Source organism: Phenylobacterium sp. LjRoot225, assembly GCF_964252855.1.
Lineage (GTDB): Bacteria > Pseudomonadota > Alphaproteobacteria > Caulobacterales > Caulobacteraceae > Phenylobacterium.
Genome location: NZ_CAXUPL020000006.1, coordinates 126,919 through 134,659, shown reverse-complemented (window position 1 = coordinate 134,659; position 7,741 = coordinate 126,919). Strand labels below are relative to the sequence as shown.

Sequence of the window (7,741 nt, the reverse complement as noted above, 5' to 3'; positions counted from 1 at the left end):
GGGCCTGGTTCTCGGTCCCCGAGGCCGTGTCGGCGACCGCTGCCGGACCGTCGTTGGTCCCGGTGATGGTCACCGTCACCGTCTGCTGGGCCGCGCCGCCGTGGCCGTCGTCCACCGTCACCACGTAAGTCTCGGTGACGCTCTGACCCTCCGCCAGGCGCTGGGCCGCGGCGGGGTCCAGGGCATAGCGCCAGCCCACCGAGCCGCTCGCCGCGTCGGCGGCTTCCGACACCGGATCCAGGCTGAAGGTCCCCAGGCTCGTGGCGTTGGCCGGCGACGCCGCGAAGCCGGCCGTGTGGCCGTCGCTCAGGTCCACGTCGGTGAAGGCGATCGTCCCGGCCGCGCTCGGCGTCCCGTCCTCGACCACTTCGCCCGCCTGGGCCGCGGAGGTGATCTCCACCGCGTCATTGACGCCGACGACGTCCACGGTGACGGTCGTGGTCGAGGTCTGACCATCTGCGTCGGTCACCGTATAGGTGAAGCTGTCGGTCCCGTGCTGGCCGGCGGCGAGGTAGTTCCAATAGGAGCCCGCGGTATAGGTCGCCGAGGCGCTGGCGGCGTTCACCACGCTGTTGTCGAAGACCGTCGCGACCGTCCCGTGGGCGCCATGGGTAGCGCTGAACGTCTTCACCTGGTCGAGCACGGAGTCGTTCGCCAGCAGGTTCCCCGTCGCGCCGGCGCCGTCCTCGGCGGCGGTCATCGTGTCGCCCGCCAGCAGCACGGCGTTGTCAGCCGCGCTGAGGGCCTGGCCGTCGACCACCACATTGACGGCCTCGATCTTCGAGACCTGCAGGTTGAAGGCGGTGAACTGGAAGGTCGCGTTGTCGGCCTGGCCGTTCACCGGGTTGATGTGCGCGCCGAGGAAGGTCTGGTAGCGCGCCAGGTCGGTCTGGAAGGCGCTCGAATACCAGGTGCTGAGCGTCAGGTTCAGGCGCAGGACATCCTGCCCGGAACCTCCGTCATAGACGTCGAGCGTGCCGGGAAGCTGGCCGGACGAATAGATCAGGACGTCGTTGCCGGCGTCACCGTTGACCGTGTCGGAACCGGATCCGCCGTCGATCGTGTCGTTCCCCGACCCGGCGGAGATCTTGTCCGAGCCGGCGCCGGCGAAGATGGAATCGGCGCCTGCGCCGCCATTCAGGGTCTCGGCGCCCGCCGCGCCCGTGATCGTATCGCCGCCCGACAGGCCGCTTGTTCCGCTGATCGCCATGACTAGCCCCACATCCGCGCCGAAACGCGGATCACCCCGAGATCAAGAGCCACAATCGCTCTCGACGTTCAGAGCTGTGCTACGGGGCTAGGGGCGCAACATTATCAATTGTTCGGTCTGACCTATGCTGAGAACGACTGGCACGGGACCCGCGACAATTTTTCCCGGCGCACGAATTCTCTGGACCGCCCAAAGGCCGCCACAATTCTACTCATGCGGGAAAATTCTCGGGCTGTGGCCGCTACTTAAGCGCGCCGAGCCCAGAGCCGCCTTGGGGAGGGGGTTGGCGCAGGCGCCGTCGGGTCACAGGCAAGGGGGATTGGCGCCCGGGTCACGGCGATGCGGCCTGGGGCGCCCTCGGCGACGGCCCCGCCTGGCAAGCATCGGCGGAGCGCGTCTCCAGTTGCGGCGGGTCCAGCCATCGCAGCGCCATCAGCGGCGATCCCGCAGCCCCGCCGTCGATCTCTTCCTGGGCCCAGGCCTCCTGCGCCAGCCGGCCCCAGTCGGGCGCCAGGCCTAAGTCCCGGCAGACCATCGCTATGATCTCGCTGACCGGCTTGGCCGAGAGGTCGCCGTAGATGTCGTCGTGGTCGAGCCGCTCATAGGCCGCGTCGGCCAGCCGGTCGACCTCGGCCTCGTCACGGGCCTCGTCACGGATCATCCGCTCGACGATGCGCTCCACCCGCGCCTTGCGCGCGGCCTGAAGCTGCTGGCGCGCCCGGCCGGCGTCGGCCGCTTCGCCGGCCCGCCGGCGGGCCGCGACCACGTCGATCTCCTGGAGGTCCTTCACCAGCCGGGACTGCAGGGCGACGGTCAGCCGCACGGCCCGCGACACGCGCCCGTAGGCCAGGGCGAGACCCTGCACCGCCTGAACCGCCGAACCCGCTTCGGGCGAACCTGCTTCAGGCGAGGCCTGCTCGGCCGCCATCACCTGCCGCTCGACGGCCAGCGCGATGTTGAGCCCCGCCTCGGCGAGCCGGCCCAGCAGCCCAAGCTGGCGCTCGATCAGACCGCGCGCCATGCCCTGCGCCCCGGCAGGCGCCGGGCCGTCGCCTTGGCCTGGGAGGGATGAGACAGTGGCGGGCATTTGAGAACGAAACATGAACATACAGGGCTGATTTGTCAAGTCGCCCATCCCCGGACGGTCGCAGGCGGACACAGGCCGCGCTCGTCGCGGGCGGAACCCGGCGGCCGGGGTGATGAGTTGATGGGGCTGGATTGGGAGACAAGGTCATGCCCGAGGACTCCGCCCTGCAACCCGCCGCCGCAATCGCTCACAACAATCGCGCCCGCCAACCGAACGAGAGCGCCGAATATCGCAGGGCCCGCGAGGCCCTGCTGGCCGAGGAAATCGAGCTCAACCGCCACATCGCGCGCGTGGCGGCTCAGCGCCGCGCCCTGCCGCCCGGCGGCGAGGTGAAGGGCGACTACCAGTTCCTGGGCGAGGCCAGCAGCGTTCAAGGCGCCAACCCCGTCGGCTTCGCGGAGCTGTTCGGCGATAAGGACACGCTGTTCGTCTACAATTGGATGTACGGCCCCAAACGGGCGCGACCCTGCCCCATGTGCACCGCGCTTCTGAGCTGCCTGAACGGCAACGCCGACCACATCCGCCAGCGGGTGGCCATGGCCGTCGTCGGCCTTTCGCCCATCGAGCGACAGGTCGCCTTCAAGGTCGAGCGCAGCTGGACCAACCTGCCGCTCTATGCCGACGTCAATGGGACGTTCAGCCAAGACTATCACGCGATCATGGACGACGGGACCGACACCGCCGCCACCAACGTCTTCACCCGCCGCGACGGGACGATCCGGCATTTCTGGGGCGCCGAACTGGGTTTCGAATCGGCCGATCCGGGCAAGGACCCGACCACCGAGCCGGACCTGATGGTGCTGTGGAACGTCCTGGACCTGACGCCGGGCGGCCGTGGGACAGACTGGTACCCGAGCATCACCTACTAGGAATAGGAATTCGGCCCTCCACCCGCTCCGGCGGGCGCCACGACCACGCCGTCATCCCGTCCGACCCGATGCGCCGCAACGCTTGACCAGGGCCAGGCCCGCGCATCGCGCGCCAGACCGGCGCGCACCGGGTTCAGGCCCACCTATCTCGCCGCGGCGATCAGATGCGCCTCGTCCATGGCGACGGCGCCGAAGCGGTTCTCGAACAGGCAGCCGCGCCAGCGGCCGCGCGCATTGACCAAGCCGGCGTCGCGGCGATGGGTTTCGCCGACCGCGCGACTGAGCCCCTCCGCCGTCGAGGGGGTCAGGATCAGATGCACGGGGTTGGGCATGAGACAGCAAGCCCACGGGAATGCCTAACCTGTCACCGAATTCGCGCACCGCACTTGAGGAGCAGCGGCGCTGAGGACAGCCTGGGGATTGGTGCTCCCGTCCCCGCATTCCTCGCCCCCTGCGAGCTTCGTTGAGCCGCTTTGGTCAGGAGGCTGACATGGGCGCCGTTGGGTCGGACAAGGGGTTTCGCTGGTGGACGCCGCGACACGAATTTCGGCAGCAAGTACCGGCATACAAAATTTGACGCGGGCTCAAACCGTGCGGGCCAAGCTGCGCGGACCCTTGCACCCAGTGATTGGTCCGTACATCGTGAACGCCGAATCGGGACAAAAATGATCACCCACGCCTATATCTCAAGATATAAAAGCGTGGCCGAAGCGGACATCAGCTTCGGCCCCCTTAATATTCTTGTCGGCCCCAACGGGCATGGAAAGAGCAATATTATTGATGCTCTGTATTTTTTACATGATTGCGTTGCAGAAGACTTGGATACGGCCTTAGTCAAGCGACACGGCGTAGAAAGCATCAGACAGTGGTCTAGAACGCGGCCATATAATATTGTATTAGACGTTTCCATCCAGCGAAACGACGGTGTTGGGCGGTACCGCGTAATCCTCGCGTCTGCACGCGGCTCCTACCGCGTAGTTGAGGAGCATGCCGAGTGGTATGGCATTGATCGATATAGCGCTCCGGTTGACGGCGAGCACATAAAAAGAAAAGTTGCCTTTGATCGCAACGACGAAGGCGAGGTCCGCTTTCGTATTGAGCCCCCAACAGATCATCTTCGAGATGAGCGAGGACGGACGGTTCCTTCTACAGATCTATTTCTCAACGTTATTGACGCGTCCTACTTTTCCTTATCAACAATGATGCTCCGCCCCATCGCCGAAGAGCTGAAGGGTTTTCTGTCATATTCTATTTATCCGAATACTCTCCGCGAGCCGAGAGTTGTATCTCGACAGCAATATCTTCGGCCAGACGGATCAAACCTGGCTTCCATTTTAAAGCAAATCAACAGCGGGCAAAAGAAAAGCAAGGACGCCCTCATTACGGCGCTTCAAGCGGTTATGCCGACTCTCGTTGATATAACGGTTCGATCTGCTGGCGGTTATTACGTGCCCGTTATCAATGTTCGAGAACGGGAGGGAGAGCCACACCAATTTAATATGTCACAGATATCCGATGGAACGCTTCGAATGCTTGGGCTATTGACAGCTTTCTATCAGCCGCACTCGCCCTCCATTATCGCTCTTGAAGAGCCAGAACAGATGGTTCACCCTGGTCTTCTAAGTCTCCTAACAGAAGCTGCACTTGAATTTTCTGATGCAAGCGCAACGCGGCCTCGTCAAGCCTTTATAACTTCTCATAGCCCGACGCTTCTCGACCTTGTGCCACCTGATTCCATCTTTTGGACCAAGATGACTGATGGAATCACAAAGTGCGGCCCGATTTCCGCCCGACAAATGGGACTAATCAAAGATCATTTGTTTACACCGGGCGAGCTTCTTCTTGCCGAAGGGCTTTCGGGCGAATGAGGCTGGCGCTCATTGTTGAAGGGCCCGGCGATGCCGCGGCCATTCCATGTCTAATGGCCAAAACCGCGATCATGGTCGGAGATAATATCTACGCTGCACCGCCAATCACATCCGGCGGCATCCACAAGCTCCGGAGAGCGGGTCACTTGGAAAAGATGGTCCTACTTGCGGACTCTCGGGACGTCGATGCGATCCTTCTGATCGTTGACGTAGATGACGACTGCCCGGTTCAGGTGTCGAAGGAATTCCACGGACGAATTGAAACGATCAAGGATCGAGTTAGAAGCGAACTTCGAATTGCACTTTGCGTCCGGGAGTACGAATGTTGGTTTCTAGAAGGTATTGAAAATCTAAGAATTAGCGCACCAGATTACGGGTGGGATGTTAATTTTGTATGCAACAATCCAGAACAGAAAAGAGACGCGAAAGGACTTATAAATGAGGCGATGTCGAAGCATTACAAGGCAACAACAGATCAACTAATACTTACTCAGAGACTGGATTTGAAATCTCTCTACGAGAAGAGCCGCTCTTACAAGAGATTTGTAAGGGCCGTGACGGGAGCCGATTACGATATACTAGATGCGACAATATTATAGACACACATATTTGTAGCACCGGTAATCCTTCGGAAGCCCGCCGGCGATATGGGATTCTCTGGAAGTACGCCTACGAGAATACAGGGGCAGGATTTCCTGGCCCCGCGATCTTCCCGCGCAATCGTCACCGACTGGTCGTCGGACGTTGATCGCACGGCCGCTGCCGCCATCATCGAGAGCCGAATCGCCCCCTGGCCGACGAGCCTTCCCTTGACCGACACCACTTCATCCGCGCAGGACCCCAACCGTCACGTGCGGGACTATCTGGAGCACTACCTCGACCTGACCACCCCGCCGCACTATGCAGTGCTGCTCGACGGGCCATGGGGCATCGGCAAAACTTACCTCGTCCGTCAGATACTCGACCAACGCTTCCACGACCAGCAGACCTGGGCTTACTTGAGCCTCTACGGGCTCACCTCTGTAGAGGAGATCGATCGGGCCCTCGCCCATGCGCTGTTCCCCTTCCTGGGTGGGAAGACACGCATGGTTGCAGAACACGCGACAAAGGCCGTCGCGAGCTTCTTCCGGATCAAAACGGAACTCAGCCTCGAGGATATCGTAAACACGGGCAACGCCCTGGTGTACGTCTTCGATGACCTTGAGCGTTGCGACATGCCGATGAACAAGGCGCTGGGCTACATCAATGCCCTCGTGGAGCATGACGGCAAAAAGGTGATTGTCATCGCAAATGAGGCCGCCATCCAGGACGAGGCCTACGGCGGCATTCGCGAGAAGCTGATCGGCAAGACACTTGTCCTCCGCTCGGTGTTCGAGGGCGCGCTGGACTCGTTCGTGGGCGACCTGCGTGACAAAGCGGCCCGGGACTTCCTGACCCGGCGGCGTGATCTGGTCCGCCAACTCTACAGCCAGTCACACCTCGACAACCTGCGGATCCTACAGCAGGGCCTCTGGGAGTTCGAGAGAGTCTTCAGGGTCCTGGACGAACACCATCGGACCAACGCCGAAGCCATGGACGCCGTCCTGATGCTGATCCTCGCCTATTCATTCGAGGTGCGCGCCGGACGCCTGAAGGCGGAACACCTCCGAGATAGGTTCGCCCGACGGGTGGCCCTCATGTCGCCGCCGAAGGAAGGCGGGTCGTCTTCCATGGCGGAAGCCACTGCGCGCTACCCCGACGTCGACTTATTCGACCGCGTCCTCGACGATGAGACCCTGCACGCCATCCTCGGTCAGGGCCTTGTGGATCGGGATCAGGTGCACAGGTCGCTCGACCAGTCGATCCACTTCCGTCCGGAGGCCGAGGAGCCCGAGTGGGTCGTTCTGTTTGACTTCACGCAGCGTCCCGACGAGGACGTCGAGAAGGCCCTCACGATAATCGAACGCAGGTTCGCGGACCGAAGCTATGAGCGCTCTGGCGAGGTGCTGCACGTCTTTGGCCTGCGGCTCTGGGACGCCGTCGAAGGCCGCAATCCAACGCAGAACATTGAGACCGTCCTGGAGGAATGCCGTGCCTATCTCCGGGACCTACTGGCCCAGGGTCGGATTGAGCCAATACCACCGCATGATTCCGATCCGCCGTCCGGCTACGCCGGCATGACATTCAAGGCAATCGACGTTCCTGAATTCCAGGCGCTGAGCGCCGAGCTGCACGCGCTGCGGCTGAAGGCCACCCAGGCATCGCACCCCGCCCAGGCGGATGATCTGCTCGGCCAGATGGCGAAGAGCCCGACGCTATTTGCGCAGGAGATCACCCTCTCCTATGGCAACGCTCCGCGCTTCTATGACGTCCCGATCCTTGCGTCCGCCTCCCATGACCGGTTCCTGCGGATCTTCGCCGGCCTGGACGTGGAGGGCCAGGGAGCTGTCCTTGGTGCCCTGGCTACCCGCTACCGGAACGGGCGGCTGTTCTCCGACCTCAAGGCAGAGCGTGCCTGGGTCGAGGCGCTAACCAATGCGCTCGAACGCTACGCAACCGGTCTATCTCCAGCCGGTGCCTTCCGCATCCGCAAGTTGGTGGCATGGCGGCTGACGCCGCATCTCGCAGCTAACGGGACCCACTGACCCGTCGGTCCGCTCGCCGTCGCCGATGCCAGCCCTCGCGCGACCGTCGGCATTGGGACGGGGTCGGGTAGGAGAGCCGGAGC

The 7,741-nt window shown here is 62.7% G+C and carries 7 protein-coding genes; 4 read left to right on the top strand and 3 right to left on the bottom strand.

Annotation, left to right across the window (positions count from 1 at the left end; translation table 11 throughout):
* Positions 1-1,210: VCBS domain-containing protein (locus tag ACSQ2B_RS25305; protein WP_436054179.1), on the bottom strand; the 1,210-nt coding region annotated here is incomplete at its 3' end.
* Between the two features lie 331 nt (positions 1,211-1,541).
* Complete coding sequence (locus ACSQ2B_RS25300) at positions 1,542-2,231, bottom strand: hypothetical protein (protein WP_436054178.1); 690 nt, start codon at positions 2,229-2,231, stop codon at positions 1,542-1,544.
* 212 nt (positions 2,232-2,443) lie between these two features.
* Here ACSQ2B_RS25300 and ACSQ2B_RS25295 point away from each other — a divergent pair, with 212 nt between their 5' ends.
* Complete coding sequence (locus ACSQ2B_RS25295) at positions 2,444-3,166, top strand: DUF899 family protein (protein WP_436054177.1); 723 nt, start codon at positions 2,444-2,446, stop codon at positions 3,164-3,166.
* A gap of 143 nt (positions 3,167-3,309) precedes the next feature.
* Here ACSQ2B_RS25295 and ACSQ2B_RS25290 read toward each other — a convergent pair whose 3' ends face one another.
* The gene (locus tag ACSQ2B_RS25290; protein WP_436054176.1) at positions 3,310-3,498 is read right to left on the bottom strand and encodes a hypothetical protein; all 189 of its coding nucleotides are present in this window, start codon (positions 3,496-3,498) and stop codon (positions 3,310-3,312) included.
* Between the two features lie 333 nt (positions 3,499-3,831).
* On the opposite strand from ACSQ2B_RS25290, the gene ACSQ2B_RS25285 reads away from it, so the two are divergent.
* The 3 genes from ACSQ2B_RS25285 (at position 3,832) to ACSQ2B_RS25275 (ending at position 7,658) form a co-directional block, all read left to right on the top strand.
* Positions 3,832-5,034, top strand: a complete 1,203-nt coding sequence (locus ACSQ2B_RS25285) for an AAA family ATPase (RefSeq protein WP_436054175.1) — start codon at positions 3,832-3,834, stop codon at positions 5,032-5,034.
* Complete coding sequence (locus tag ACSQ2B_RS25280; RefSeq protein WP_436054174.1) at positions 5,031-5,633, top strand: DUF4276 family protein; 603 nt, start codon at positions 5,031-5,033, stop codon at positions 5,631-5,633. Before ACSQ2B_RS25285 ends, ACSQ2B_RS25280 begins: the two co-directional genes overlap by 4 nt.
* A 210-nt stretch (positions 5,634-5,843) precedes the next feature.
* Entirely contained in the window at positions 5,844-7,658 is a 1,815-nt protein-coding gene (locus tag ACSQ2B_RS25275; protein WP_436054173.1) for a P-loop NTPase fold protein, read from the top strand.
* The last annotated feature ends 83 nt before the right edge of the window (positions 7,659-7,741 follow it).

Bases quoted from the DNA above. Each gene is read 5' to 3' on its own strand.
- ACSQ2B_RS25300 (WP_436054178.1), bottom strand. From the start codon at position 2,231: ATGGCGCGCGGTCTGATCGAGCGCCAGCTTGGGCTGCTGGGCCGGCTC.
- ACSQ2B_RS25295 (WP_436054177.1), top strand. From the start codon at position 2,444: ATGCCCGAGGACTCCGCCCTGCAACCCGCCGCCGCAATCGCTCACAAC.
- ACSQ2B_RS25290 (WP_436054176.1), bottom strand. From the start codon at position 3,498: ATGCCCAACCCCGTGCATCTGATCCTGACCCCCTCGACGGCGGAGGGG.
- ACSQ2B_RS25285 (WP_436054175.1), top strand. From the start codon at position 3,832: ATGATCACCCACGCCTATATCTCAAGATATAAAAGCGTGGCCGAAGCG.
- ACSQ2B_RS25280 (WP_436054174.1), top strand. From the start codon at position 5,031: ATGAGGCTGGCGCTCATTGTTGAAGGGCCCGGCGATGCCGCGGCCATT.